23 protein-coding genes and 1 tRNA gene are annotated in these 24,118 nt (G+C 74.7%); 13 read left to right on the forward strand and 11 right to left on the reverse strand.

Annotation, left to right across the window (positions count from 1 at the left end; all coding sequences use genetic code 11):
- The first annotated feature begins 475 nt into the window (after positions 1–475).
- Complete coding sequence (gene selA / locus CHF15_RS35790) at positions 476–1,822, forward strand: L-seryl-tRNA(Sec) selenium transferase (RefSeq protein WP_089228087.1); 1,347 nt, start codon at positions 476–478, stop codon at positions 1,820–1,822.
- Position 1,823: 1 nt separating this feature from the next.
- Positions 1,824–3,620, forward strand: coding sequence for a selenocysteine-specific translation elongation factor (gene selB / locus CHF15_RS35795; protein ID WP_089228088.1), 1,797 nt, complete (start codon positions 1,824–1,826; stop codon positions 3,618–3,620).
- A 25-nt stretch (positions 3,621–3,645) separates the two neighbouring features.
- On the opposite strand, the gene CHF15_RS45230 is transcribed toward selB, so the two are convergent.
- A tRNA-Sec gene (locus tag CHF15_RS45230) sits at positions 3,646–3,738 on the reverse strand.
- A gap of 122 nt (positions 3,739–3,860) precedes the next feature.
- Between CHF15_RS45230 and selD the strand changes: the two genes are divergently transcribed.
- The 3 genes from selD to CHF15_RS35810 all read left to right on the forward strand — a co-directional run bounded on the left by selD (position 3,861) and on the right by CHF15_RS35810 (position 6,612).
- Complete coding sequence (gene selD, locus CHF15_RS35800; protein ID WP_089228089.1) at positions 3,861–4,880, forward strand: selenide, water dikinase SelD; 1,020 nt, start codon at positions 3,861–3,863, stop codon at positions 4,878–4,880.
- Between the two features lie 79 nt (positions 4,881–4,959).
- Complete coding sequence (locus CHF15_RS35805; protein ID WP_089228136.1) at positions 4,960–5,916, forward strand: threonine/serine dehydratase; 957 nt, start codon at positions 4,960–4,962, stop codon at positions 5,914–5,916.
- A 63-nt stretch (positions 5,917–5,979) separates the two neighbouring features.
- Positions 5,980–6,612: a YcxB family protein gene (locus CHF15_RS35810; protein ID WP_089228090.1), complete on the forward strand. Its 633-nt coding sequence runs from the start codon at positions 5,980–5,982 to the stop codon at positions 6,610–6,612.
- On the opposite strand, the gene CHF15_RS35815 is transcribed toward CHF15_RS35810, so the two are convergent.
- The 5 genes from CHF15_RS35815 to CHF15_RS35835 form a co-directional block, all read right to left on the reverse strand.
- Positions 6,566–7,228 carry a TetR/AcrR family transcriptional regulator gene (locus tag CHF15_RS35815; protein WP_089228091.1) on the reverse strand — a complete coding sequence of 221 codons (663 nt, stop codon included), beginning with the start codon at positions 7,226–7,228 and terminating at the stop codon, positions 6,566–6,568. The two genes, CHF15_RS35810 and CHF15_RS35815, sit on opposite strands and share 47 nt — an antisense overlap.
- A gap of 25 nt (positions 7,229–7,253) precedes the next feature.
- Positions 7,254–8,357: a DNA alkylation repair protein gene (locus tag CHF15_RS35820; RefSeq protein WP_089228092.1), complete on the reverse strand. Its 1,104-nt coding sequence runs from the start codon at positions 8,355–8,357 to the stop codon at positions 7,254–7,256.
- A 39-nt stretch (positions 8,358–8,396) separates the two neighbouring features.
- Positions 8,397–8,891, reverse strand: a complete 495-nt coding sequence (locus tag CHF15_RS35825; protein WP_089228137.1) for a winged helix-turn-helix transcriptional regulator — start codon at positions 8,889–8,891, stop codon at positions 8,397–8,399.
- Between the two features lie 93 nt (positions 8,892–8,984).
- The gene (locus CHF15_RS35830) at positions 8,985–9,344 is read right to left on the reverse strand and encodes a nuclear transport factor 2 family protein (protein WP_089228093.1); all 360 of its coding nucleotides are present in this window, start codon (positions 9,342–9,344) and stop codon (positions 8,985–8,987) included.
- 38 nt (positions 9,345–9,382) lie between these two features.
- Positions 9,383–10,168, reverse strand: a complete 786-nt coding sequence (locus tag CHF15_RS35835) for an SDR family oxidoreductase (protein ID WP_089228094.1) — start codon at positions 10,166–10,168, stop codon at positions 9,383–9,385.
- A gap of 620 nt (positions 10,169–10,788) precedes the next feature.
- Here CHF15_RS35835 and CHF15_RS35845 point away from each other — a divergent pair.
- The 4 genes from CHF15_RS35845 to CHF15_RS35860 all read left to right on the forward strand — a co-directional run bounded on the left by CHF15_RS35845 (position 10,789) and on the right by CHF15_RS35860 (position 14,849).
- Complete coding sequence (locus tag CHF15_RS35845; RefSeq protein ID WP_089228096.1) at positions 10,789–11,466, forward strand: NADPH-dependent F420 reductase; 678 nt, start codon at positions 10,789–10,791, stop codon at positions 11,464–11,466.
- A 144-nt stretch (positions 11,467–11,610) separates the two neighbouring features.
- On the forward strand, positions 11,611–13,536 hold the full coding sequence (locus tag CHF15_RS35850) for a sigma-70 family RNA polymerase sigma factor (protein ID WP_089228097.1): 1,926 nt from the start codon (positions 11,611–11,613) through the stop codon (positions 13,534–13,536).
- 161 nt (positions 13,537–13,697) lie between these two features.
- Positions 13,698–14,213 carry a protein-tyrosine phosphatase family protein gene (locus tag CHF15_RS35855; RefSeq protein ID WP_089228098.1) on the forward strand — a complete coding sequence of 172 codons (516 nt, stop codon included), beginning with the start codon at positions 13,698–13,700 and terminating at the stop codon, positions 14,211–14,213.
- A 129-nt stretch (positions 14,214–14,342) separates the two neighbouring features.
- Positions 14,343–14,849 (forward strand): hypothetical protein, encoded by a 507-nt coding sequence (locus CHF15_RS35860; protein WP_089228099.1) that lies wholly within the window; start codon positions 14,343–14,345, stop codon positions 14,847–14,849.
- On the opposite strand, the gene CHF15_RS35865 is transcribed toward CHF15_RS35860, so the two are convergent.
- Positions 14,809–15,714 (reverse strand): LysR family transcriptional regulator, encoded by a 906-nt coding sequence (locus CHF15_RS35865; protein ID WP_089228100.1) that lies wholly within the window; start codon positions 15,712–15,714, stop codon positions 14,809–14,811. The two genes, CHF15_RS35860 and CHF15_RS35865, sit on opposite strands and share 41 nt — an antisense overlap.
- 112 nt (positions 15,715–15,826) lie before the next feature.
- On the opposite strand from CHF15_RS35865, the gene CHF15_RS35870 reads away from it, so the two are divergent.
- From CHF15_RS35870 to CHF15_RS35880, 3 genes are all read left to right on the forward strand, one after another.
- A complete protein-coding gene (locus CHF15_RS35870; protein ID WP_220093367.1) occupies positions 15,827–17,098 on the forward strand; it encodes an MFS transporter in 1,272 nt (423 codons plus the stop codon).
- A gap of 245 nt (positions 17,099–17,343) precedes the next feature.
- Positions 17,344–18,864, forward strand: a complete 1,521-nt coding sequence (locus CHF15_RS35875; RefSeq protein ID WP_089228101.1) for a CehA/McbA family metallohydrolase — start codon at positions 17,344–17,346, stop codon at positions 18,862–18,864.
- Between the two features lie 47 nt (positions 18,865–18,911).
- Positions 18,912–19,307, forward strand: a complete 396-nt coding sequence (locus tag CHF15_RS35880; RefSeq protein ID WP_089228139.1) for a GNAT family N-acetyltransferase — start codon at positions 18,912–18,914, stop codon at positions 19,305–19,307.
- A 14-nt stretch (positions 19,308–19,321) separates the two neighbouring features.
- Here the strand turns inward: CHF15_RS35880 and CHF15_RS35885 are convergent, their stop codons facing one another.
- Both CHF15_RS35885 and CHF15_RS35890 read right to left on the reverse strand, forming a co-directional pair.
- A complete protein-coding gene (locus CHF15_RS35885; RefSeq protein ID WP_089228102.1) occupies positions 19,322–20,104 on the reverse strand; it encodes a maleylpyruvate isomerase N-terminal domain-containing protein in 783 nt (260 codons plus the stop codon).
- A gap of 698 nt (positions 20,105–20,802) precedes the next feature.
- Complete coding sequence (locus CHF15_RS35890) at positions 20,803–21,309, reverse strand: tetratricopeptide repeat protein (protein ID WP_089228103.1); 507 nt, start codon at positions 21,307–21,309, stop codon at positions 20,803–20,805.
- Positions 21,310–21,628: 319 nt separating this feature from the next.
- Between CHF15_RS35890 and CHF15_RS35895 the strand changes: the two genes are divergently transcribed.
- The gene (locus tag CHF15_RS35895) at positions 21,629–22,129 is read left to right on the forward strand and encodes a lamin tail domain-containing protein (RefSeq protein ID WP_089228104.1); all 501 of its coding nucleotides are present in this window, start codon (positions 21,629–21,631) and stop codon (positions 22,127–22,129) included.
- Between the two features lie 46 nt (positions 22,130–22,175).
- On the opposite strand, the gene CHF15_RS35900 is transcribed toward CHF15_RS35895, so the two are convergent.
- Together CHF15_RS35900 and CHF15_RS35905 are read right to left on the reverse strand one after the other, a co-directional pair.
- Positions 22,176–23,141, reverse strand: coding sequence for an RNA polymerase sigma factor (locus CHF15_RS35900; RefSeq protein WP_089228105.1), 966 nt, complete (start codon positions 23,139–23,141; stop codon positions 22,176–22,178).
- 145 nt (positions 23,142–23,286) lie between these two features.
- Entirely contained in the window at positions 23,287–24,060 is a 774-nt protein-coding gene (locus tag CHF15_RS35905) for a MerR family transcriptional regulator (protein ID WP_089228106.1), read from the reverse strand.
- Between the last annotated feature and the right edge of the window lie 58 nt (positions 24,061–24,118).

A 24,118-nucleotide genomic window follows, 5' to 3' on the forward strand; every position in this document is an offset into this window, starting at 1 on the left:
CGTGCCCCCGGCCACCGCTGCGCGCACCCTTGCTCGGCCTCCGGCCGGGAGACCCCCTGCTGGGGGCAGTTCCCAGCGGTGTGGGGAGGGGTGCCCCCCATCACCACCCTCCGGCCATTGGTCGCCCGACGAAACGGAGGGGGCGGGGTCGTAGGGGTGGGCGTTCTGGACGCTGACGTGTATTTGTTGTGCGGCACACACGGCACCAACAACGACCGCCCGCCATGCACATAAATATGCGGTACAGAATGCCCACCCCGGAGGCCCCGCCCCCGGCCCACCCACGAACCGCGCGAGGCCCGCACCAACCGCACCGGGCAATCGGGAGGGCGGGTGGGAGAACCCCCAACCGTAACCACGACGCACCCGCACACGACAACCGGGCCCCGAGAACCGCGCCGGTGTGGCGGCAGCGCCCCGCGGCCCCCACCGCCGTACCCTTGGCCGCAGCCAGCCCAGAGCGAAGGTGCTGCTGATGGACCGCGACCAGACCTCCACCGCTCCCTCCCCACCCGCCGACGCACGCAGGCACGTGCCACGCACGGACGCGCTGCTGGCGGAACCCCGGCTCGCCGCCGCGGCGCAGCGGCTGGGGCGGTCCGTGGTCAAGGAGGTGGTGGCCGGGGTGCAGGAGCGGGCGCGTGCCGGGGAGGTGCCCGTCGACGGGCTCGCCGAACTCGCCGTCGCGGCGCTCCCCGCGACCGCGGCCGGGCTGCGTCCGGTGCTCAACGCCACCGGGGTGCTGCTGCACACCAACCTCGGCCGCGCCCCGCTGTCGCGGGCCGCCCGCGACGCCGTACTCGCCGCCTCCGGCACGACGGACGTGGAGCTCGACCTCGCCACCGGCGAGCGTTCCCGCCGGGGGCGGTCCGCGCTGGAGGCGTTGCTGCGGCAGGTGCCCGCCGCCGAGGCGGCGCACGTGGTCAACAACGGTGCCGCGGCGCTGGTGCTGGCGGCCACGGCGCTGGCACAGGGGCGCGAGATCGTCGTCAGCCGCGGTGAGCTGGTGGAGATCGGGGACGGCTTCCGGCTGCCCGACCTGCTGGTCTCCACCGGCGCGCGGCTCCGCGAGGTGGGGACGACCAATCGGTCCGCGCCGCGGGACTACGCCGCGGCCGTCGGACCCGACACCGGGTTCATCCTGAAGGTGCACCCCTCCAACTTCCGCATCACCGGTTTCACCCGGGACGTGCCCGTCGCGGAACTGGCGCGGCTCGGCGTGCCCGTGGTGGCCGACATCGGTTCGGGTCTGCTCGCCGCCGACCCGGTGCTGCCGGACGAACCGGACGCGGCCTCCTGGCTGCGCGCCGGGGCGTCCCTGGTCACCGCCAGCGGCGACAAACTGCTGGGCGGGCCGCAGTGCGGGCTCGTGCTGGGCCGCGCCGATCTGGTGCGGCGGATGGCCCGCCATCCGCTGGCCCGTGCGCTGCGGGTGGACAAGCTGACCCTGGCGGCGCTGGAGGCGACCGTACGCGGTCCCGAAACCCCGACGTGGACGGCACTGCACGCCGACCCCGCACGGCTGCGGGACCGCGCCGGACGCCTCGCGGCCGAGCTGCGCGCGCACGGCTTCGACAGCCGGGCCTGCGACACCCTGGCGGTCGTCGGAGGCGGCGGTGCGCCGGGCGTCACCCTGCCCAGTGCCGCCGTGTCGCTGCCCGTCGCGTACGCCGCCCTGCTGCGGCAAGCGGATCCCGCGGTGATGGCCCGCGTGGAGGACGGCCGGTGCCTTCTCGACCTGCGGGCCGTGCCGGAGGAGGCGGACGAGGAGCTGGCGGTGGCCGTGCGCCGGGCCGGGGTGCTCCCCGGGACGGGAGACTGACGTGCACGTCGTCGCCACCGCGGGCCATGTCGACCACGGGAAGTCCGCCCTGCTGCGGGCCCTGACGGGCATGGAGCCCGACCGCTGGGCGGAGGAGCGGCGGCGCGGCATGACCCTGGACCTCGGGTTCGTGTGGACGCGACTCCCGGGCGCCGGGGACATCGCCTTCGTGGACGTCCCCGGCCACGAACGCCTCGTGGGCAACATGCTGGCCGGCGTCGGCCCGGTGCCCGCGGTGCTCTTCGTGGTCGCCGCCGACCAGGGCTGGCAGCCGCAGTCCGAGGAGCACCTCGCCGTCCTGGACGCGCTCGGCGTACGGCACGGCGTCCTCGCCGTCTCGCGCTGCGACCTGGCGGACCCCGACGCGGCGCGGAAGGAGGCGCGGGCCCGCATCGCGGAGTCCTCCCTCGGCGAGGTGGAGTGCGTGGCCGTGAGCCCCGTGACCGGCGCCGGACTCGACGGGCTGCGGGCGGCCCTCGTCCGGCTGACGGGCACACTGCCGCCCCCCGACCCGGCGGCGGACGTGCGGCTGTGGGTCGATCGCGCCTTCACGGTGCGGGGCCGGGGCACCGTCGTCACCGGGACGCTCGCCGCGGGCACCGTCCGGGTCGGCGACCACGTCCAACTCGCGCGTGATGGACGGCTGTTGCGCGTGCGGGGTCTGGAGTCCCTGAAGGAGCCGCGGCAGGAGGCCGGCGCGGTCGCCCGGGTGGCGGTCAACGTGACCGGACCGGGCGCCGGGTCCCTGCGGCGCGGGGACGCGCTGCTGACCCCGGAGCGCTGGCTGACCACCGATGTGGTCGACGTGCGGCTGCGCGGCGACGCCGCCGGGGATCTGCCCCGCGAGCTCATGCTGCACGCCGGCTCGGCAGCCGTGCCGGTGACGGTCCGCCCGCTCGGCGACGACAGTGCGCGCCTGCGGCTCGCCTCGGCGCTGCCCCTGCGGGTCGCCGACACCGCCCTGTTGCGCGATCCGGGGCGGCACCGCGTCCCCGCGGGGCTCACCGTCCTCGACGTACGTCCGCCCCGGCTGACCCGCCGTGGCGCGGCGGCGGCACGGGCGCGCGAGCTGCGGGACCTCCCCGGAGTCGCGGACGGGGCCGCGGAACTGCGCCGCCGGGGGCTGGCCCGGCGCGCGGAACTGCTCGCCATGGGCGTCCGGCCACCGGGCGAACCGGTGGCGGGCGACTGGCTGGCGGACCCCGACCACTGGGCCGCCCTGCGCGACCGGCTGCGGGAGACGGTCGAGGAGCACGCCGTACGCCATCCCCTGGATCCGGGTATGCCCCTGGATGCGGCCCGCCAGGCGCTCGGCCTGCCGGACCGCTCCCTGGTGGAGGCGCTCGCCGGCGCCGCACCGGGCCTGCGGCACGGCGACGGCCGGCTGTACGGCAGCCGCGCCCGCCCGGAGCTGCCGCCCGCGGCCCAGGCCGCCGTCGACGCGGTGCGCGCCGACCTGGCGCGTACGCCGTTCCGCGCGCCGGAGGCCGAACGGCTCGAGCGCCTCGGGCTGACCCCGAAGCTCCTCGCGGCGGCCGAATCGGCGGGAGCGCTGCTCAGGATCGGCGAGGGCATCGTGCTGCTGCCGGGCGCCGACGCACGGGCGGCGGACGTACTGGCGCGGCTGGGGCAGCCGTTCACCGCGAGCGAGGCGCGCCGGGCGCTGGACACCACCCGGCGGGTCGTCATCCCGCTGCTGGAGCACCTCGACCGGCAGGGCCGCACCGTACGCCTGGACGGTGCGCTGAGGCGCTGCGCGGAGGCCCCCGACGCGGGGGACGGGCGCGATGCGCGGTGACGCACGGATGCGGCGGACCGGCCGGCGGAGACGGACGGGAATCGAACCCGCCTGCCCGAGTTGCTCGGACACCTCGGTTTTGAAGACCGGGAGGGCCACCAGGCACCCTGACGTCTCCCTGCCGGGCCGGACGCCCATCGAACCTCCGGCCCCCACCCAAGTCAACGCGCCACACGGCGGTGTCGCCCGGGCCCGGGCGACCGCGCTGCCGGCGCCCACCGCGGAAGGACCACGACGGCCATGACGGGAACCGGTGTCCGGCAGGACAGCGTGCGGCTGACGCAGTACGCCCACGGCGGCGGCTGCGCCTGCAAGATCCCCCCGGGGGAGCTGGAGGAGATGGTGGCCGGGCTGACCCCGGGGGGCCCGGCGGGCTTCCCCGCGGGCGACCTGATCGTCGGCCTGGACACCGGTGACGACGCGGCCGTCGTCCGGCTGCCCGACGGGCGGGCGGTCGTGACCACCGCGGACTTCTTCACCCCGGTGGTCGACGATCCCTACGACTGGGGCCGGATCGCCGCCGCCAACGCCCTCTCCGACGTCTACGCCATGGGCGGCACCCCGCTCGTGGCGGTCAACCTGCTGAGCTGGCCGCGGGACCTCCTGCCGCTGGAGCTGGCCCGGGAGGTGCTGCGCGGCGGGCTGGACGTCGCGACCCTGGCGGGCTGCGTCGTGGGAGGCGGCCACAGCGTCGACGACCCGGAGCCGAAGTACGGCATGGCCGTCACGGGCACCGCCGACCCGGACCGCCTGCTGCGCAACGACGCGGGCCGGCCGGGTGTGCCGCTGTCGCTGACCAAGCCCCTGGGCCTGGGCGTGCTCAACAACCGCCACAAGACGACCGGCGAGGTCTTCCCGCAGGCCGTCGAGACGATGACGACGCTCAACCGGGACGCCGCCGGGCGGGCGCTGGCGGCGGGCGCGGTGTGCGCGACCGATGTGACCGGCTTCGGGCTCCTGGGCCACCTGTACAAACTCGCGCGCGCCTCCGGGGTGAGCGCCGTGGTCCACGCCTCGGCGGTCCCGTACCTCGACGGGGCGCGGGAGGCCGCCGAGGCCGGCCACGTCAGCGGCGGCACCCGCCGCAACCTCGCCTGGGTGGCACCGCACACCGACTTCGGCGGCGCGGACGAGCTGACCCGGCTGCTGCTGGCGGACGCCCAGACCTCGGGCGGCCTGCTGGTGGCCGGTGAGGTGCCCGGCGCCCCGGTCATCGGGGAGCTGGTGGCGGCCGGTGAGCACCGGCTCGTCGTCCGCTGATCGTCGCACCGAAGGCCCGACCTGCCGGAACAGTGGTTGTTACACTGTTTCTCCGGACTCGCCCACCAGCCCGGAGCGCATCGTGACCATCACCCACGCCGACGTACGGGCCGCGGCCGCCCGTATCTCCGGGCACACCCGCCCCGTCACGCTGACCCCGGTGGACCCGGGGGCGTTCGGGGCCGCCGTACAGGGCTGGCTGGCGCTGGAGTCCATGCAGCACACGGGGTCGTTCAAGGCACGCGGCGCATTCAACTTCGTCCGCAGCCACGTCGAGCGGGACGCCATGCCCGAGGCCGGCGTGGTCATCGCCTCCGGCGGCAACGCGGGCCTGGCCTGCGCCTGGGCCGCGGCCCGGCACGGCGTGCCCGCCGCGGTGTTCATCCCCGAGACGGCCCCCGCGGTCAAGGTCGCGAAGCTGCGCGACCTCGGCGCGGACGTACGCCAGGTCGGCAGCGAGTACGCCGAGGCCCTGGAAGCCTCGCAGAAGTACGCCGCCGAGAGCGGCGCGCTGGAGTCCCACGCCTACGACCATCCGCTCATCGCGGCGGGGGCGGGGACCTTGATGGAGGAGATCGTCGCGGCGCTCCCCGGCCTGGACACGGTGGTCGTCGCGGTCGGGGGCGGCGGGCTGTTCGCCGGGGTCGCGGCGTCCGCGCTGGAGCACGGGGTGCGCGTGGTGGCGGTGGAGCCCGAGGGGTCGTGCGCGCTGCATGCGGCCGTCGCGGCCGGCGAGGTGGTGGACGTACCCGTCCGCTCCGTCGCGGCGGACTCCCTGGGCGCGCGCCGGGCCTCCCGCACGGCCCTGGAGTGGGCGCTGCAGGACGGCGTACGCTCCGTCCTCGTCCCCGACGAGGCGATCGTCGCGGCCCGCCGCACGCTGTGGGACCACCGCCGCCTGGCCGTCGAGCACGGCTCCGCGACCGCCCTCGCCGCCCTCACCTCCGGCGCCCACCGGCCCGCCCCCGGCGAGCGCGTCGCCGTCATCGTCTGCGGGGCGAACACGGATCCGTCCGACCTGGTGCGCGCTTCCTGAGGGTCCGTCCGACGCCATGTCACGGGCCTGGCGTCCGCCGTCCCGGGGCGGTTGAATGCCGCGGTGACGAACGACATGCACACGACGGACCCCGGCGCGGCCGGGCGAGCCGGCGACGGCGTACGCGCCGTGGAGTCCACCTGGACGCCGAGCAGGGACGACATCGCCGAGGTGCTCGGCGCGCAGCGGCGCCGCTTCGAGCTCTGGCGGGGCCCGCTGTGCTCGGCCACCGTCACGGTGGCGGTGATCGCCGGACTGCGGGAGTTCGCTCCCGGTGCGGCCGACATCGTCGCGCTGGCCGCCGCCGGCGGCGTGGGAACGCTGACCTGGCTCGTTGCCGGAGTGCTCGACCGGAGGCGCCAACTGCGGAACGTGACCGCACACGCCCGCGCCCAGGGCGAGTGCACCATGCGTGTGGACGACGACGGCGTCCGCACCGACTCCGCCCTCACCGAGTTCAAGGTGCCCTGGACGTCGCTCACCCACTACGTCGAGACGCCGCGGCTCTTCCTGCTGGTCCACGACGACGGCATGGGCAGCATGAGCCTGCTGCCGAAGCGGGGCGGGGACGGCGTAGCGGAGGCGGAGGTGGAGACGGAAGGGCTGCGCGCGATCGTGAACCGGCACCTCGCGCCGCGGCCGCGCGAAGTCAGCGGTGCCCGGCCGGAAGGTGCTCGGCGCGGGCGGCGTGGATGAGGGCGCGCAGCGCCTCGTAGTAGACCCCGTGGTCGACCAGGACGGGAAGGACGGCGTTCATCGCCCCGGTCAGCGTGGGGAAGTCCTCGGGGTCGAGTGCGGCCAGGGCCGCACGGGCGGAGGTGACGGCCTTCTTCTCGTCCCGGTGGTCGCCGAAGGCGACGGCGCCGAGGGTGAGCAGGTAGAGCCTGCGGTAGACGCGGATGGCCGTGTCCGAGTCCATGCCGGCGGCGACGCTGTGCGCCATCTGCGGCTCTACGAGCCGGCCCAGCATCTGCGGGCCCAGCCAGGAACGCCCGGCGCGCAGCGCCACCAGCCCGGGGTGCCGGCTGAGCAGGCGGTACAGGCCGGTGAAGCGGGTCTCCGTCGCGTCGGCCCAGTCGCCCTCCGGGGGCACCAGCGGCAGCGACGCGGCGACGTGGTCGGCGCAGGCGCTCAGCAGCCCGTCGAAGTCGCCGCAGCGCCGGAAGACGGTGGCGTGGGAGACGCCGAGGCGCTGGGCCACCGCGCGGAAACTGAGCCCCGCGGGACCGTCCTCGTCGATGACGGCGAGTGCCGTCTCCGCGACGGTGTCCAGGGTCGGCTGCTCGGCGGCCGCCGCCTGCTTCCTCTTCACGCGCCACAGCGTATCGAGGGGTGTGTCAGACGGTGACGACGTCGAAGCGGATCTTTCCGCGCGGCTCCCCGTTGACCTGCAGTTCGAGGGCGTGCTCGCCGGGGTGGAAGACCCGGGTGCTGATCGGCTTGAACGAGCGCGTGCCGGTGTGCTCGCTGCGCTCCCCCGGCTGGAGGGTGCGGGTCGTCAGCTTGTAGACCTTGGGCGCCGTGCTGCCGTTCGCCTTCCGGTAGTGCACGACGTAGTCGACGACGAGGCGGAGCGGCTTGTCGCCGTGGTTCTGCAGGGTGAAGGCGAAGCGCAGTTCACCGCCGACCGCGACGACGGACCGGGGCACGGACGGCCCTTCGACGGTCAGGCCCGTGGCCGGCTCGAATCCCAGCAGCGCCAGCGCTCCCTGGTCGCCGCGCTTGACCGCGGTGCGCAGCGCGTGCCGGACGACCCGGGGCGTGTGCGCGTCGGGGGCCGCCGACCACCCGCGGGCCGTCTCGACGGCCAGGTCCGCGCGGGCGTGGCTGATGTCGTTGACGTGGTTGGCGACGGACCTGCGGACGTACTCCGAGGGGTCCTTGTAGAGCGCGCCCAGGATCGGCAGGGTGGCCTCGGGCCGGGCGAGGATCGCCGGTACGCGCACCGCCCACGGCAGGCGGGGGCGGGTTCCCTCACTGGCCAGGCGGCGTACGTGCTCGTCCGGGTGCCCGGTCCACCCGGTGACGACGGCGAGCGCCCGGTCGAGGTCGGCGTTGAGCATGCGGCGGATGGCGAACTCGGCGGTCAGGCGCGGCGTCAGGTCCGCCAGCAGGTGGAGCCCGTCCTCGAAGGCCGTGCCCTCGGACGTGCCGGAGGCCAGGGCGGCCACGGCCTCGGTGACCGGCCAGATCATCCAGCCGGTGAAACGCGGATCGGGCAGCGCGGCCCGTACGACGGCCTCCAGGGCCGCCGGGTCGGCCGGGCCGGAGGCGAGCATCGCGTCCCGGACGAGGTCGCTGCGCTCGCGCAGCGCCAGGCCGTGCAGCGCCGGCAGGGTGTCGCGCACCGCGGCGGCCATCGGTGCCGGGCCGGCCGCCGCCAGACAGTCGGCGAGTCCGGCGACGGCGGCGGGGCCGAGCAGTTCGTCCGCGGTGGGCACGGGGCCTCTTCCTCCGGTTCCTGTGGTTCCTGTCGCGGGTCAGTCGCGGTCGCGGTCGGCGTAGCGGGCCCGCATGAGCTCGCTCGCGGCGGGGCCCGCCGCGTAGACGAAGGCCTCGCTGTCGTCGAGCCGCCGGCCCGTCGTGGCGTCGACCACGACCGGCTCGACCTCCTCACCCGTCTCCGCGTCGACCAGGATCATGCTGCGCTGCTCCGGCGCGAGGCGGGAGTTGCCCCATGCGGCGAGTGCAACGACGACCGGGCGCAGTGAGCGGCCGAGGTCGGTGAGCAGGTACTCGTAGCGGGTCGGCTGGGTCTGGTACGGCCGCCGTTCCAGAAGCCCGTCCGCGACGAGGGTCTTCAAGCGGGTGGTGAGCATGCTCGACGAGATGCCGAGGTTCTCCTGGAACTGGTCGAAGCGGGTGTACCCGTCGAAGGCGTCGTGCAGGATGAGCAGCGTCCACCACTCGCCGACGTGCCCGACGGTCGTCGACAGCGGGCACTCGCGGTCCTCCAGCCGGATGCGGCTCACCATCTCGACCACCTCCGTGCGATCGGTGCCAGGGTCTGCGAACGTCGTCACTTTCATGTTAGCAGCAACCCGGGCACCGCCTGTCCGGCCCGGCGGTCAGACCTCGATCACCAAGCCTGCGATGAGGCCGTCGCGCAGGGTGAACCGGTAGCGCAGGTCGACGGTGCCGCCGGGGAAGTCCCCCTCCAGGTGCTGGAGGGCGACGTAGTGGTGCGCGTCCGCGCGCTCCGCGCCGGTCAGTTCCGTGGTGTAGGTGTACTCGCTCGCCGCGGTCTCCAGCCATTCGCCGATCGCGGCCGTGCCCTGCCGCGTCGCACCCTCGTCGGTCACGACCGCGTCGGCGGTGAACGCCGAGACGGCGGTGGCGGCGTCGCGGACGCGGTGGGCGGCCAGGTAGCGGGTGATCACCTCGGGGAGGCCGGTGGCGGGGATGGGCTGCGGGCCGGTGGTGTTCATCGTGTCCTCCAGGGGTCGTTGAGGGGGGTGGGGGCGGGTCAGAGCGTGGGGACGGTGCCGCCGTCGATGACGTGCTCGGCACCGACGATGGCCGACGCGCGGTCGGAGACGAGGAAGGCCACCAGCTCGGCGACCTCCTCGGGTTCGCTGGGGCGGCCGAGGGGGATGCCGCCGAGGGAGTCCATCAGGCGGCCGAGGGCGGCCTCGGTCGTGACGCCCGCCTCACGGGCGATGCGGTCGACGAGGGCGTCGGCGGCCGCCGTCCGGACGAAGCCCGGCGAGACGGTGTTGACGCGGACGCCGTGCGGGGCGACCTCGTTGGCCAGTCCCTTGCTGTAGGTCGCCAGGGCGGCCTTGGCCGCGGCGTACGCGAGGGTGCCGTTCCACAGCGGCATCCGGCGCTGGATCGAGGTGACGTGGACGATGGCGCCCCGGCCGGCACCGATCATGCCGGGGAGGAGGCCGCGGTCGAGGCGGACGGCGGCGAGGAGGTTGGTGTTCAGCTCCTTCGCCCAGTCGTCCTCGCCCAGTGCCGCGAATCCCCCGGCGGGCGCCTCGGAGTGACCGAGGTTGTTGACGAGGATGTCCACCCCGCCCACCCGGTCGGCCACCTCCCTCACGACGGCGGCGGCACCCTCGGGGGTGGTCAGATCGGCCGCGACGAAGGTCTTCGGGTCGGCGTCCTCCGGCTCGTGCCGGGCCGTCACCAGGACGGTCGCACCGGCCTCGGCCAGCCTGCGGGCGACGGCCGCGCCGACGCCTTTGGTGCCTCCGGTGACCAGCGCGCGGCGGCCGGCAAGGGATTCGTTCAGGGCGATGCTCACACTGCGCTCCGGGGTTACTGCTAGAACAGAAGTTATGACTTCGACCTTAGCACCTACTCGCGACACCGCCACCCCGTCACCCTCGCCCCCGGCGTCGGGCCCGCCGTGACCGCGGCTCGGTACGGTGCCCCGGTGTGCTACTACGCCATGACCCACTACAAGCTGCACTACGCGTGTGTCCCATGCCGTGTCAGCTTCAAACGGCACGCGGATCCGTTGCGGCAGCACCTGTGCCCGAACTGCGCCGGGCCCCTCGTCTGCGCCGGTCACGACTTCGCGCCGCCTCCCAGGCGTGACCTCCGCGGGTGGTCCGTGGTGGCCGCGGTGCTGGGAGAAGGGCTGCGCTACGAAGGGCGTTCGGCCTGCGGATGCGGCAAGGAACCCGGGTACCGCCCGCGGACACGCGCCGAACTGCGGCAACGTCGGATCGTCGCCGCACGGTACGGGCTGCCGCTGTCCGAGACGCTGTCCCGACCGGACCATCTGACCCCGCCGGGCTGACCCGCCTCGCACGTCGCTGTGTCCGGCGGCGTCCGCCGCGGGCGGAGAGCCCGCGGCCGTACGGCCGAACGACCGGGGACGGGTCGACAGCGCGCCGGTCGGGAAGGCACGGTTGCCCCATGGCGACTCTCGGACTGATCGGCAGCGGCAACATCGGCGGCACGCTCGCCCGGCTGGCGGTCGACGCCGGCCTCGACGTGGTGCTGAGCAACTCCAGGGATCCGCAGACGCTCTCCGGCCTCGTCGCGGAACTCGGCCCGCGGGCCCGCGCCGCCACCCCCGCGGAGGCTGCCGGGGCCGGCGACTGGGTGGTGGTCACCGTCCCGCTGAAGGCCGTCCCCCAGGTCCCGCACGCCCCGCTCGTCGGCAAGACCGTCATCGACACCGGCAACTACTACCCGGAGCGAGACGGGCGGATCCCGCAGCTCGACACCGGGGAGCTGACCGAGAGCGAGCTGCTGCAGCGGCACCTGACGGACGCTCACGTGGTGAAGGCCTTCAACAACATCTTCTTCCGTCACCTCGCCGTCCTCGCCCGCCCCGCCGGAGCGCCGGACCGCAGCGCCCTGCCCGTCGCCGGCGACGACGCGGCCGCGAAGAACGCCGTCACCGCGCTGCTCGACACCCTCGGCTACGACACCGTGGACGTCGGCCCGCTCGCCGAGGGCCGGCGTTTCCAGCCCGGCACCCCCGCCTACGGGACGCCCTACCTCAAGGACCCGCACGCCCGGCTCTGGGAGGACCCGGGGAGCCCGGCCGGCCTCGCCGAACTGCGCCGGGCGCTCGACGCCGTGTAGCGCACCGCGCGCTACTCTCCCGGACGGATCTCACGGGATTTGTGTTGTCCCGGCTCGGCCGGGCCGTCTCCTGTACGTGGAGGCGTCGCGGCCGCCGGGCGGCCGCGCGTGGACAGCGAGACCAAGAGGGAAGAGTGGGGCCACATGCGCAAGACGCACCGGAGCGGACCCGGCGCCGGGGTGGTGGCGGCGGCACGCTCGGGCGACCGGCAGGCCCTCGACCGGCTGGTGGCCGAGTGCCTGCCGCTGGTCTACAACATCGTCGGACGGGCGCTGAACGGCCATGCCGACGTGGACGACGTCGTACAGGAGACGCTGTTGCGCATGGTGCGGGGGCTGTCGGAGCTGCGGGACCCGTCGGCGTTCCGGTCCTGGCTGGTGGCGATCACGATCCGGCAGGTCCGCGACCGTGAGCGGGACCGTGCCGTGGCGCGGCACCGCAGCGCCGTACTGGAGGACGCCGAGCGCATACCGGACCCGGCCCTGGACTTCGCCGGGCTGACGATCCTGCGCCTCGGGCTCACCGAGCAGCGCCGCGAGGTCGCGGAGGCCACCCGGTGGCTCGACGAGGACGACCGTGAGCTGCTGTCGCTGTGGTGGCTGGAGGAGACCGGGGAACTGGACCGGGCCGAACTGGCCTCCGCGCTGGGCCTGTCGGACCGCCACGCGGCGGTGCGGGTGCAGCGCATGAAGAAGCAGATGGAGGCCTCCCGCGTCGTCGTGCGGGCGCTGGGCGCGACACCCGGCTGCGGCGAACTGCGGGCGACGGCCGCCACCTGGGACGGCGTGCCGAGTCCGCTGTGGCGCAAGCGGTTCGCGCGGCACATCCGGGGATGCGGTGTCTGCGGCGGGATGGAGGAGGGGCTGCTCCCCATGGACCGGCTGCTCAGCGGGCTGCCGCTGCTCGCGGTGCCCCCGGCGCTCGATCCGGGGCGGGTCGTCGCCGCCGTGACCGGGGACGGCGTGACCGGGGACGGCGTGACCGGGCACGCCGCCACCGGCCCGGCGCCGGTGCCCCGCCCGGCCGGACGCGGCGCCCACCGGGCCGCCGGCCGGGCGACGTCACGCGGACTGCGGACCCCCGTCCTCGGCGCGGCGGCCGTCGCGGCGGTGGTGGCCACGGCCCTGGTGGCCGCCCACCTCATGAGCGGTCCGTCGACGGCGCCCGAGGCGGACGCGCTGCCGGCGGCCTCCGCACCGGCCGCCACGGCGACGGCCACGCCCTCGCACCGCTCCCCCAGCCCGTCCCCCTCGCCGAGCCCGTCCAAGAAGGCCACGAAGAAGCACTCGTCACCGAAGCCGACCCGGCAGGCCCCCGCGGTACGGGTCGCCTCGTCCGGCAAGAAGGGCGTCGGCGTGTGGACCTTCCCCGGGGTGGGCAAGGCCCTCGCCTCGTCCGGTGCGAGCTGGTACTACACCTGGTCCACGGGCCACCAGGACGTCGCCTCGCCGCCGTCGGGCCGTTTCGTGCCCATGATCTGGGGGCCCGCATCCGTCACCGCGGACTCCCTTGCCCAGGCGAAGGCGCAGGGCCCCTACCTGCTCGGCTTCAACGAGCCCGACATGGCGCAGCAGTCGAACATGTCGGTGGAGCAGGCCCTGACCCTGTGGCCGCGCCTGATGGACGCCGGCCGGATCCTCGGCAGCCCGGCCGTCGCCACGAACGGCGCCACCGCCGGCGGCTGGCTCGACCGCTTCATGTCGGGCGCCGAGGCGAAGGGCTACCGCGTCGACTTCATCACGCTCCACTGGTACGGCGGCGACTTCCGCACCGCGGAGGCCGTGTCGCAGCTGACGTCCTATCTGGAGGCGGTCCACCAGCGCTACCACAAGCCGATCTGGCTCACCGAGTACGCGCTCATCGACTTCTCCCACGGCACCCGCTTCCCCACCGCCGACCAGCAGGCCGCCTTCGTCACCGCCTCCACCAAGGCCCTGGAGGGCCTGCCCTACGTGCAGCGCTACGCCTGGTTCGGCCTCGGCGCCGACCCGGCCCGGCCCAGCAGCGGCCTGTTCACCGACGGCACGCGCACGACCCCCGCGGGCCGCGCCTTCCAGGCGGCCGGCTGACCACGCGCAGCTGAAGGCCGCGCCGGCGACCAGGGGGGGTGGGTAGTCGCGGGCGCGGCCGTACTGCTCGGGTTCCCGGGCGGGGCCAGTTCATGCAGCCGGTTCCGAAAAAGGGAACCTCCGCCCGGGAGAAGGCCGTTGGGGAACCGGAGGGATGGGGCATGAGGACACGTCAGAAGGATCGCGACGTTCCCGGGCCGGAAGCGGCGTGGAGCGAGGTCGCGCCGGGGCTCTGGATGGGCGGCCACTACTGGACCGATCCGCGGGGCGAGCTGCAAGCGGCCGTGGTGGGCGGCGAGTTCGACCTCGTCGTCAGTCTGTTCACGCGCTCCGGGCACGGCCCGGCGCCCGGCGTCGAGCACATCGTGGCCGAGATCCCGGACGGCCCGCTCTCCCCGGGGCAGATCGAGGCGGTCCAGCGGCTCGCCCGCACGGTCGCCGGCGCCGTGCGGGACGGACGCCGCACCCTGGTGCGCTGTCACTCCGGGTACAACCGCTCCGGGCTCGTCGTGGCGCAGGCGCTCGTCGAGAGCGGCCACGAGGTGGGCGCCGCCGTCGCGCTCGTCCGGGAGCGGCGCTCGCCGTGGGCGCTGAACAACGGGACCTTCGTGGAGTACCTCACCGCGAGCCTGGATGTGGCACGCCTGCTGACGGGCCTGGAGCCCACGCCCGGATGACCGCCGCGCCCGCTCCCGGCTCCGGTGGCGGGGCCCGCGGTACCGCGCCTTACTGGGAGGTATGCAGGCCACGACCCGTTCTCCCTCCCCCCGGCGTGACGGCGCGCCTCCCCGCGGCCCGGTGATCCCGTGACGGCCCGCAACGGTTTCGGGCCCGCGCACGGGGTTCTGTGCGGGGCGGCCGCGGGCGCGGCGGGCACGACGGCGCTCAACACCGTGGGCTACCTGGACATGCTGCTGCGCGGCCGCGGCCCCAGCTCCGCACCGGCGACGACTGTCGAGCGACTCTCCGAGACCGCACACGTGCCGATCCCCGGCGACGCGGACGCCCGCCACAACCGCATCTCGTCCCTGGGCGCCCTCACCGGCATCGTGGCCGGGGCGGGCATGGGCGCGACGCTGGGGCTCGCCCTGGGCTGCGGCTGGCGGCCCGCGACCGTCGTGCTGACGGCGACGGCTACCGTGGGCGCGCTGATCGGCACCAACGGCCCGATGACCGTGCTGCGCGTGACCGATCCGCGCACCTGGTCGCGTTCGGACTGGATCTCCGACATCGTGCCGCACGTGGCGTACGCGCTGGTGACCACGGCCGTCCTCACGGGGCTCCGGGCGGGACGCGTACGTACTCCGCGATGAGCGCGAGCAGCGCCGTGAGCGCGGCGCCGGGCCGGCGCACCGAGGAGTAGGCGACCCCCAGCGACCACTCGAGGGGCCCGCCCGCGACGGGGCGCACGCGCACGCCCGGGTCGTCCGCGGCAACCGCGAAGGACGGCATGACGGCCACGCCGAGGCCCTGCCGGACGTAGTCGGCGGTCATGGTGATGTCGGTGACCTCGATGACCACGAAGCGCTCCAGGCCCGCGGCGGCGAACGCCCGGTCGACGACCAGGCGGTTCCCGAAGCCCACGGGCGAGTCGATGAAGTGCTCGCCCGCCAGGTCGGCGAGGTCCACCGAGGATCCGGCACCGGCCGGGTGGCCGGCGGGCAGGACCGCCGTGAGCGGCACCGTGGCCAGCGACCGGACGGTCAGCCCGGCCGGCGGCCTGCCGGGCAGCGAGACGAACGCGACGTCCAGCTCGCCGTCGACGAGGCCCTGGACGAGGCCCGCGGTACCGCCGATCGACGCGCTGAGCCGGATGCCGACCCGGGGATGGTCGGCGTGGAAGCGGCCGAAGAGCCCCGGCAGGTCGATGAGGGCGATGGAGGTCATCGTGCCGACGCGTACGGTGCCGCGCAGCCCACCGGCGACCTGGCCGACGGCGTCCCGGGCCGCCTGCGCGGCGGCCAGCGTCGCCCGGGCCTCGGGGAGCAGCGCCTCCCCCGCGGCGGTGAGGGCGACCTGCTTGGAGGTGCGCTCGAACAGCGGCGCCCCCAGCTCGCGCTCCAGAGCGCGGACGGCGGCCGACACCCCGGACTGCACGACGTGCAGCCGGCGGGCGGCTCGCGTGAAGTTCAGCTCCTCGGTGACGGCGAGGAAGTACTCGAGGTGACGGAGCTCCATGACTGACCATCCATCAGACGGATCGATGCGAGCACAATTCATCGTTGGACGTGATCCTAGCGCGCGACCCACTCTTTGAGGGTTCAATCATTTCGTCCGCTCAGGAGAAGATGTGTCCCCCCAGACGGCCACCGCAGGGCGCGCCACCAGGTCCGCCTCCCACGCCGGCGCCACCGCCCGTCCTCCCTTCCGTTCCGCCCGCCGGAGCCCCCTCGGGCACGGCCCCGGCTTCTGGGTCATCGCCTTCGCCTTCCTCACGGCCATGGCCTTCACCGCCGTCCCGGCCCCGTTGTGGGCGCTCTACCAGGCCCGCGAGGGCTTCTCGACCTTCATGGTCACGGTCGTCTTCGCCGCCTACGCGGTCGGGGTCGTCGTGAGCCTGTTCCTCGCCGGGCACGTCTCCGACCGGTTCGGCCGGCGCCGCGTCCTGCTGCCCGCCGTGATCGTCGAGGCCCTCGCGGCGGTGATGTTCCTGACGTCCACCTCGCTCGGGGTCGTGATCGCCGCCCGCGTCGTCTCCGGCCTGGGCGTCGGGATGATCACGGCCACCGCCACCGCGCACCTGTCGGAACTGCACACCACCGCACGGCCGCACGCCGGGCGGGGCCGCTCCGACCTGATCTCGACCACCGCCAACATGGGCGGCTTCGCCGTGGGCCCGCTGGTCTCCGGACTGCTCGCCCAGTACGCGGACGCGCCGCTGCGCACCCCCTACCTGGTCTTCCTGGCGCTGCTGCTGCTCGCCGCCGTGGGGGTGGCACTCGTGCCGGAGACCGTGGAACCCGCCGAGGAGCCCCCCGCCTACCGGCCGCAGCGCGTCACGGTCCCCCCGGCGGCGCGCCCGGCGTTCTTCGCCGCCTGCGGGGCGACGCTGGCGGCCTTCGCGGTGCTGGGCCTGTTCACGTCGGTGGGGCCCGCGTTCGTCGCCGGTACGCTGCACCACCCGTCGCGCGCGCTGGCCGGTCTGGTGCCGTTCCTGGACTTCGGTTGCGCGGCCGGGGCGCAGGCGCTGCTGCTGCGGGTCGGCGCCCGGCGTCAGCTCGCGACCGGCCTCGCCGCGATGGTGACCGGGCTGGCCGCGGTGACCACGGCCGTGTGGCTGCCGAGCTTCGGCCTGTTCCTGGCCGGCGGCATGGCCGCCGGCGCCGGTGCCGGAGTGCTCTTCAAGGGCACCGTGTCCACGGTGGTCTCCCTCGCGGAGCCGCGCCGTCGCGGCGAGGCCCTGGCGGGCCTGTTCCTGGCCGCGTACATCGGCCTGGCGGTGCCGGTCCTCGGGCTCGGCGTCGGCACGCTGTACGTCTCGCAGCGGCTGGCGCTCCTCGGGTTCGCGGCCGCGCTCATCGCGATCTGCGCGGCCGTCAGCCGCCGTCTCCTGCGCCGCTGAGGCCGGGCGTCCGCACGGCACGAACGCCGGGCGGCACGGGATTCAGGCAGGTGTCGCCGAGGGTTCCCCGTGCTCTGCCCGGCGTTCACCCGGGCGGAGGAGCGTGCCGGGGTCCGTGCACGCACCACCCGTTCAGGAGAGCCGCCGTGTGCCAGCCTGGATCCTGTGAACACCGTCACGAACCGTTCCCGACCCCGCACGAGGCGGGCGAAGGAACGCCCGGACCTGGCCGCCGGTCCCTGCTGATGGCCGACGGGATCGCCGGCGCGGCGGGCGTCCCGACGCTCGCGCCCATGGCCTTCGCCGAGGCCGCCGAGTCCGGTACGCCCGAGGGCGGCGAGGTCACCAAGGTGATCACCGGTCATCTCGCCTCCGGGGTGGCCGACTTCGTGTACCTGCCGGTCGAGGTGCCCCGCGGGGTCAACCAGATCTCGGTCTCCTACACCTACGACGAACCGCCCGTGCCGGCCGGAACGCCGGGCAACTCCTGCGACATCGGCCTCTTCGACGAGCGCGGCACCGCGCTGGGCGGCCGCGGCTTCCGGGGCTGGTCGGGGGGTGCGCGCGCCGCGTTCGTCGTCAACAGCGACAGCACCACGCCCGGTTACCTGCCGGGGCCGGTGAACCACGGGACATGGCACATCGTGCTGGGCCCCTACCAGGTCGCCCCGCAGGGCATGGAGTACTCGGTCAGCGTGACCCTGCGGTACGGCGCGCCCGGGGCGCCCTTCGTGCCGTCCTACCCCGCCGAGCGAGCCAAGGGCCGCGGCAGGGCCTGGTACCGGGGTGACGCGCACCTGCACACCGTGCACTCCGACGGCCGGCGGCTGCCGTCGGAGGTGGCGGCCGGGGCGCGCGAGGCGGGGCTGGACTTCATCGTCTCCACCGACCACAACACCTCCTCGGCGCACGGGGTGTGGGGCCCATACGCCGGGCCCGACCTGCTGATCGTCACCGGCGAGGAGGTCACCACCCGCAACGGCCACTGGCTGGCGCTGGGCCTGGAGCCGGGCGCGTGGATCGACTGGCGCTACCGGGCCCGTGACGACGCGTTCTCCCGCTTCGCCCACCAGGTCCACCGTCAGGGCGGGCTGGTCGTACCGGCCCACCCCTACTGCCCCTACGTGGCCTGCCAGTGGAAGTTCGGCTACGCGGACGCCGACGCCGTCGAGGTGTGGAACGGCCCGTGGACCTACGACGACGAGTCGGCGGTCGACACCTGGGACGCCATGCTCGGCACCGCGATGCGCACCGGCAACGACTGGCTGCCGGCCGTCGGCAACAGCGACGCCCACGGCGCCCCGCAGGTGATCGGCCTGCCGCAGACGGTGGTGTACGCGGAGGACCTCGACCGCGGGGCCGTGCTGAACGGCATCCGCGAGGGCCGGACGTACGTCGCCGAGTCCGCCGCGGTGGCCCTCGCCTTCACCGCCACCGGCGGCGGCCGCCGGGCCGGGATCGCGGAGGCGCTGCGGCTCCGCGCGGACACGCCGGTCGACGTGCGCCTCGAGGTCTCCGGCGTCCCGGACGGCACCGTCCGGTTCATCACGGACGAGGGCCAGACGCATCAGGAGTCGCTGGACGCGAGCGGGTCGGGCACCGTCGTCTGGCGCACCACCGCCTCGCTCGCCGCGTACGTACGGGCCGAGGTGCGTCACCCCAGGGCCGACGGCACACCGGGCAGGGGCAACACGACGGGCCGGGACCTGCAGTGGGGCCCGATGGCCGCGCTCACCAACCCGATCATCCTGCGCCTCAGGGACTGACGGAGCAGGTGGGCGGCGGACGCGAGGCGGTGTCCTACGCTCGCGCCATGACGATCACGTACGAGTGGCGGGGCGAGTTCGGCAACGCGGCCGTCAACGCGCTCCACGCGGAAGGATTCGGCGATCGGGGTGCGGACGTCGACTGGCTGACCCGGGTGCACCGCCACAGTCTCGGCTGGGTGTGCGCACGTCGGGAAGGGGAACTCGTCGGCTTCGTCAACGTCGCCTGGGACGGGGGCGTCCACGCGTTCGTGCTGGACACGGTGGTCGCACCGCGCTCCCGCCGCTCGGGGATCGGCGCCGGGCTCGTCGCCGAGGCGGGACGGCGGGCCCGCGCGGCGGGATGCTCATGGCTGCACGTCGACTTCGAGGACGGGCTGCGGGAGTTCTACCTCGACGCCTGCGGGTTCAGGCCGACGAGCGCGGGCCTCATCGCGCTCTGACGCGGCGATCCGGCTCAGAACCCGGGAAAGAGCGCGCGCAGGTCGTCCAAGGTGATGCCGTCGCGCACGGTCACACCGTCCTGGGGGCGGTTGCGGCCGTAGACCAGGCGGAGCACGGCCTCGGAGGGCCCGGACACCGCTCCCGAGGTCTCGGCCCCCTCGCAGGGGAGGATGTGCAGCTCGGATCCGAGGGTGAGGCACAGGACGCGCTCGGGGTCGGTGAACTCCATCGCGATCTGGCGCGGACCGAGCCGGGTGAGGGTGTCCCCGTCGCGGCTGCGCGAGGCGACCATGTCGATGCGGTCCCACAGCAGCGCCACTTCCGGGGCGGGGATGGTGGCGGCCTCGTCGAGGCCCACCGCCGCGTCCCAGGTGTGCACGGACTGCTCGGACAGCCAGTAGCCGGTGAAGTCCGTGAAGCCCACCGGCCCGGTGAAGTACGGCACCGTCACCGCCGCGCGCGCCCCCTCGTCGAGGGAGTCCAGCAGCCCCAGCAGCGCGGATTCCGCCTCCTGCCAGGCATCGCGCTGCGCCGTCGGCTTCAGGGGGATCCACTGCTCGAAGACGTCGGCGATCTCCTCCCGGGAGGGCCTGGTGAGGTCCCCGGTGAGACCGCGGCGCAGAGCCGCCGCGCACAACTCGGCGCCCGTGCCGAGGTGGACCAGCACCTGCGCGAGGCTCCAGCCGTCGGCGAACGACGGAAGGAGCAGCTGCTCACCGGTGAGGCCGCCGACCGTGGCGCCCAGGCGCCGTGAGGCCGTGTGCATCGCCGCGAGTCGGACGTCGCTGGTGTCCATGGTCCCTCCTCCTCACGGGGGCGCTCCGTACGGCAGGGAGGACGTGCGTCCCCTCGTCCCAGACAACCTCGCGCTCCGCCCGATCCCAAGCGGGCCGCCATGCGCGCCCCCGAAGGACGTCATAAGCGGCGCTTCTGCCGGTGCACCGGGGTACGCGGGAGACGGGCCGCGGGTCTGCTCACGGCCGCTCCTGGTGTGCGCGACGGCGGCCGCCTGCGAGCGGGGCCGATGCGGGGGCGGCACCGCCGGGACACGGTCACGGTCGGCACAGGGCGGGCGGTCCTCACCGTCACGGTGATCCCGGCATCCCCGGCCTGCGGGCGGGCGAGCACACCGTGACCGGCACCGATCCGATCGGCAGAACAGCGCTGCCGGAGCACCTCGTCATCGCCGGCGGCGGCTGTCCGGGGCCGGGGGGACGACGACGTGGCGACCGTCGTCCGCCCTGGCCGTGGGTGGCCGCGCGCCGGCCGCCCGCGGACCGGGCCTGGAGGCCGCGGGTGTACGGGCGGCGGAACACGGCGCGGTCGTGGTCGACGGGCACCCGCGCACCGGCCGCCCGCACGCCTTCGGCCTCGGCGACGTCGACGGTGCCCGCAGTTCACCCGCGTCTCCCTCGACGGGGGCCCTCAACGACGGCCTGGCGACGGTCGTCCGATCCGACGACCGGCGCGGAGGGAACTGGCGGCCCGCCGCGTTCACAAGGTCGCGTCGAGGTCCTCGGCGTAGTACGCGACGGCCCCCCGGTAGCGCGCGATGTCCGGGTCGGTGCTGCTGTCCGCCAGCAGCGTCAGCAGGATGCGCATGGCCTCGCGGTGTCCGCCGGTGTTGTACAGGGCCATCGCCAGGAAGGTCCGCAGCGCGCCGTCGTGGGGGAAGTCGATCAGGGCCACGCGCAGCAGCCGGACCGCCTCGTCGTAGCGGCCGAGGATCCGGTAGGTGCTGCCCAGGCCCAGCAGCGCGCCGCGCCGGTCGTCCTCGGACAGCCCCGCCCCGCGCAGGGCCAGCTCGTAGAAGGGCACCGCCTCCGCCTCCAGGCCCAGCACGTCGTGCGCCCACGCCGCCTGGTAGGCCACCTGCCCGTCCCCCGGGAACCGCTCCGCGAGGGCGACCAGCTGCTGTCTGGCCGCCTCCGCCTCCCCACGCTCACGCAGCCCCACCGCGGCCGCCAGCAGTTCGTCCCGCCCCTGATCGTTCTCGTTCATGCGCACATCCTGGCAGTCCCGCGCCCCCCTCGTGCACGACCCCGGCACAGTGACGACCTGGCGGAATACGCCCGTTGCCGACCGGTTGCCTCGCTTGCGAGGCCATGTTCCGGAAAGCCCGACTCCGGTTCACCTGAAGTGGTTTGATACCTCGCAGGACGTCGGCGGAGGGGCCGGCCACCCGGCGCACGCTCGGCGGGGACCGGGGCGCGTGCCGGAACGGCGACACGTTCACGGGTGACGCCGGCTCTGATGTAACGTCCTGCTTCCGCCGCGCGCGTGACCCGCGCACGGCCCGTTCCCAACAGGGGGGAATCCCATGACCAAGCACGTCCGCATCGGCGTGGCCGCGTTCGCCGCGGCCTGTGCCGCCGCCGTCCTCATACCGACCCAGGCGCACGCCGCCGAGTACAGCTCGGCCCTCAAGATCCGCGGGGCGCAGTACGACGCGCCCGGGCGGGACTCCAACAGCTGCTCCTCCGGCAACACCCGCGCGGAGTACCTGACGATCAAGAACTACTCGGCCTCGGCGACGGTCAACCTCAAGGGCTACGTCGTCAAGGACGCCACGGGCAACCGCTTCGCCTTCACCGCGAACCACTACCTCCAGCCCGGGGACTTCGTGAAGCTGCGCGGCGGCAACGGCACGGACTCGGACAAGAACAACGTGGTCTACCGCGACAACTGCAACTTCCTGTGGAACAACGACCGCGACACGATCTACCTCTACAAGCCCTCCGGCGGCCGCTCGGACGTCCACGCGTACACCAAGCGCGGCTCCGACGCGGACGGCGACGGCTACATCCGCTTCCACAGCTGAGGCGCGGCCGGCCCCGCCCCGGACGCCCGCCCCGCCGCGGTTCCGCTCAGGCGGCCGCGGCGCCGGGGATGGGCACGGGGCGGGGGTGGTGCAGGCGCAGGCGATGGACCCGGCCCGCGGAGTCGTGGGTCATCACCCAGGCGACGGTGGGCGGGCAGTGGTCCGGATTCTCCGGCGGGTTGACGATGTCCATCTCCCAGACCGTCAGCGAGCGCCCGGCGACGGCGTGCGCGAGTCTCTGGCGCACCCCGGCGGTCAGGTCGCATTCCATGCCGCGGATCAGCAGGCCGCTGTCCCCCACCCGCTCCTTGCCGCTGAGCAGGGCGACCTCGGGGGACCAGCGTTCCCGCAGGAGGTCGGCGAAGTGGCCGCGTTCGGCCGCCGCCAGGGTCTCGCGGGCCTCGGTCCTGCTGGCCCTGGTGCGCCGGGCGGTGTCGTCGTGGGCGCCGTCGGCGGTGGCCGCGAGCGCCTGGGCGAGCTTCGCCCGGGCCTGGCTGAGCCGGCTGCGGACGGTGCCGACGGGTATCCCGCAGGCCGAGGCGATCTGCTCGTACGAGCTGACGCCGGTGGTGAAGTGGCGCAGCACGAGCGGCAGCCGCAGCGCCGGGGAGAGCCGCTCGACGGCCTCCCAGATCCAGTCCCGCAGCGCGTTGTCCTCCAGCCACCGCTCGGGGCCGGAGTCCGCAGCGCGCAGGACGAGGTCGTCGAGCGGCCCGGACGGTACCGTGCCGCGCAGCAGCGAACGGGCGCCGTTGCGGACGACCATCCGCAGCCACGGCCCGACCGCCGCGGGGTCGCGGACGTCGCCCACGCGGCGCAGCGCGGTCAGCGCGGCGTCCTGCAGCACGTCGTCCACGTCGGGCCCCGGGCCCAGGATGCTCAGGGCGACGGCGCGCATACCGGCCCGGTGGCGTTCCAGGAGCAGGCCGAGCGCCGCGACGTCACCGGCCTGCGCGGCCCGGGTGAGCGCCACGTCCTCGGCCTGTGCGCCCTCGGACCCGTCCAGGCTCATCGCGTCCCTTCCGACGTCGTGCCCCTCCAGCGGATGCTACGGCGTCGGCGCGTCGACCCGGAAACGCCTGGCCCCCGGGGGCCTCGCCGGCCCGCGTGGGCGCCGCGCCCTCCCGGGCTCCGGGACGTCGCCGCCCGGGCCGGGCCTACCGGGCCTCGCGGACCTCGGCCACGTACCGCAGCAGGGCCCGCATCCGGTCCGGGGACCACGGCAGGTTCCGCGCGAGTTCCTCGCCGCGCTCGTCCCAGAGCCGACGCGCGGCCGCCTTGGTCGCCTCGCCGTCCTCCCCCGCGGCGTGGAAGCGGCTGCCCAGGGCGTCCCACCGTGCGACCAGGTCCCCGACCTCCGGGTCGTCGGCGGGGGTGCCCGCCTCGGCGTGCGCCAGCAGCGCCTCGACGAGCCCGGCCCACCCGGACTTCGCGGCCTCGACGCCCTCCGGGCCCATCTCGGCCCTGCGCGCGGCCAGTTGCTCCTGCTGTTCGGTGGTGAAGTGGGTCTCGAACACGGACATCGTCTCCAGGGTCGTCATGAATTGTTCGGGATCGGGCATCGACGCCCCGTCCATCCGCCCGAGGAGCCCGCGGAGCTGCGCGGTGAGCTGCTGGATCCGTCCGGCCTGCGCCTCCAGCGCGGACAGCTGGGCGGTCAGCAGCTCGCGCATCGACCCGAGGTCCTCCGCGGTGTCCGCGAGGACGCGCTGGATCTCGTCCAGCGGCAGCCCGAGCGCGCGCAGCGCCCGCACCCGGTAGAGCCGCCGTACGTCCCGCGCGGTGTAGCGGCGGTGCCCGGAAGCGGTGCGTGCGCTCGCCCCGAGCAGGCCGATCTCGTCGTAGTGGCGCAGCGTGCGGACGGTCGTCCCGGTGGCGCGGGCCACCTCGCCGATGCTCCACAGACGCCTGTCGTCGTCGTTCCCGATCACGCCGACAACGCTATGACCTCCCGTTACGGCCGGTTCAAGCCCGCGGCGCGGGCTCTGG

Source organism: Actinacidiphila glaucinigra (assembly GCF_900188405.1).
Lineage (GTDB): Bacteria > Actinomycetota > Actinomycetes > Streptomycetales > Streptomycetaceae > Actinacidiphila > Actinacidiphila glaucinigra.

Bases quoted from the DNA above. Each gene is read 5' to 3' on its own strand.
- selA (WP_089228087.1), top strand. From the start codon at position 476: ATGGACCGCGACCAGACCTCCACCGCTCCCTCCCCACCCGCCGACGCA.
- selD (WP_089228089.1), top strand. From the start codon at position 3,861: ATGACGGGAACCGGTGTCCGGCAGGACAGCGTGCGGCTGACGCAGTAC.
- CHF15_RS35825 (WP_089228137.1), bottom strand. From the start codon at position 8,891: ATGGTGAGCCGCATCCGGCTGGAGGACCGCGAGTGCCCGCTGTCGACG.
- CHF15_RS35830 (WP_089228093.1), bottom strand. From the start codon at position 9,344: ATGAACACCACCGGCCCGCAGCCCATCCCCGCCACCGGCCTCCCCGAG.
- CHF15_RS35845 (WP_089228096.1), top strand. From the start codon at position 10,789: ATGGCGACTCTCGGACTGATCGGCAGCGGCAACATCGGCGGCACGCTC.
- CHF15_RS35850 (WP_089228097.1), top strand. From the start codon at position 11,611: ATGCGCAAGACGCACCGGAGCGGACCCGGCGCCGGGGTGGTGGCGGCG.
- CHF15_RS35855 (WP_089228098.1), top strand. From the start codon at position 13,698: ATGAGGACACGTCAGAAGGATCGCGACGTTCCCGGGCCGGAAGCGGCG.
- CHF15_RS35865 (WP_089228100.1), bottom strand. From the start codon at position 15,714: ATGGAGCTCCGTCACCTCGAGTACTTCCTCGCCGTCACCGAGGAGCTG.
- CHF15_RS35875 (WP_089228101.1), top strand. From the start codon at position 17,344: ATGGCCGACGGGATCGCCGGCGCGGCGGGCGTCCCGACGCTCGCGCCC.
- CHF15_RS35880 (WP_089228139.1), top strand. From the start codon at position 18,912: ATGACGATCACGTACGAGTGGCGGGGCGAGTTCGGCAACGCGGCCGTC.
- CHF15_RS35885 (WP_089228102.1), bottom strand. From the start codon at position 20,104: ATGGACACCAGCGACGTCCGACTCGCGGCGATGCACACGGCCTCACGG.
- CHF15_RS35890 (WP_089228103.1), bottom strand. From the start codon at position 21,309: ATGAACGAGAACGATCAGGGGCGGGACGAACTGCTGGCGGCCGCGGTG.
- CHF15_RS35895 (WP_089228104.1), top strand. From the start codon at position 21,629: ATGACCAAGCACGTCCGCATCGGCGTGGCCGCGTTCGCCGCGGCCTGT.
- CHF15_RS35900 (WP_089228105.1), bottom strand. From the start codon at position 23,141: ATGAGCCTGGACGGGTCCGAGGGCGCACAGGCCGAGGACGTGGCGCTC.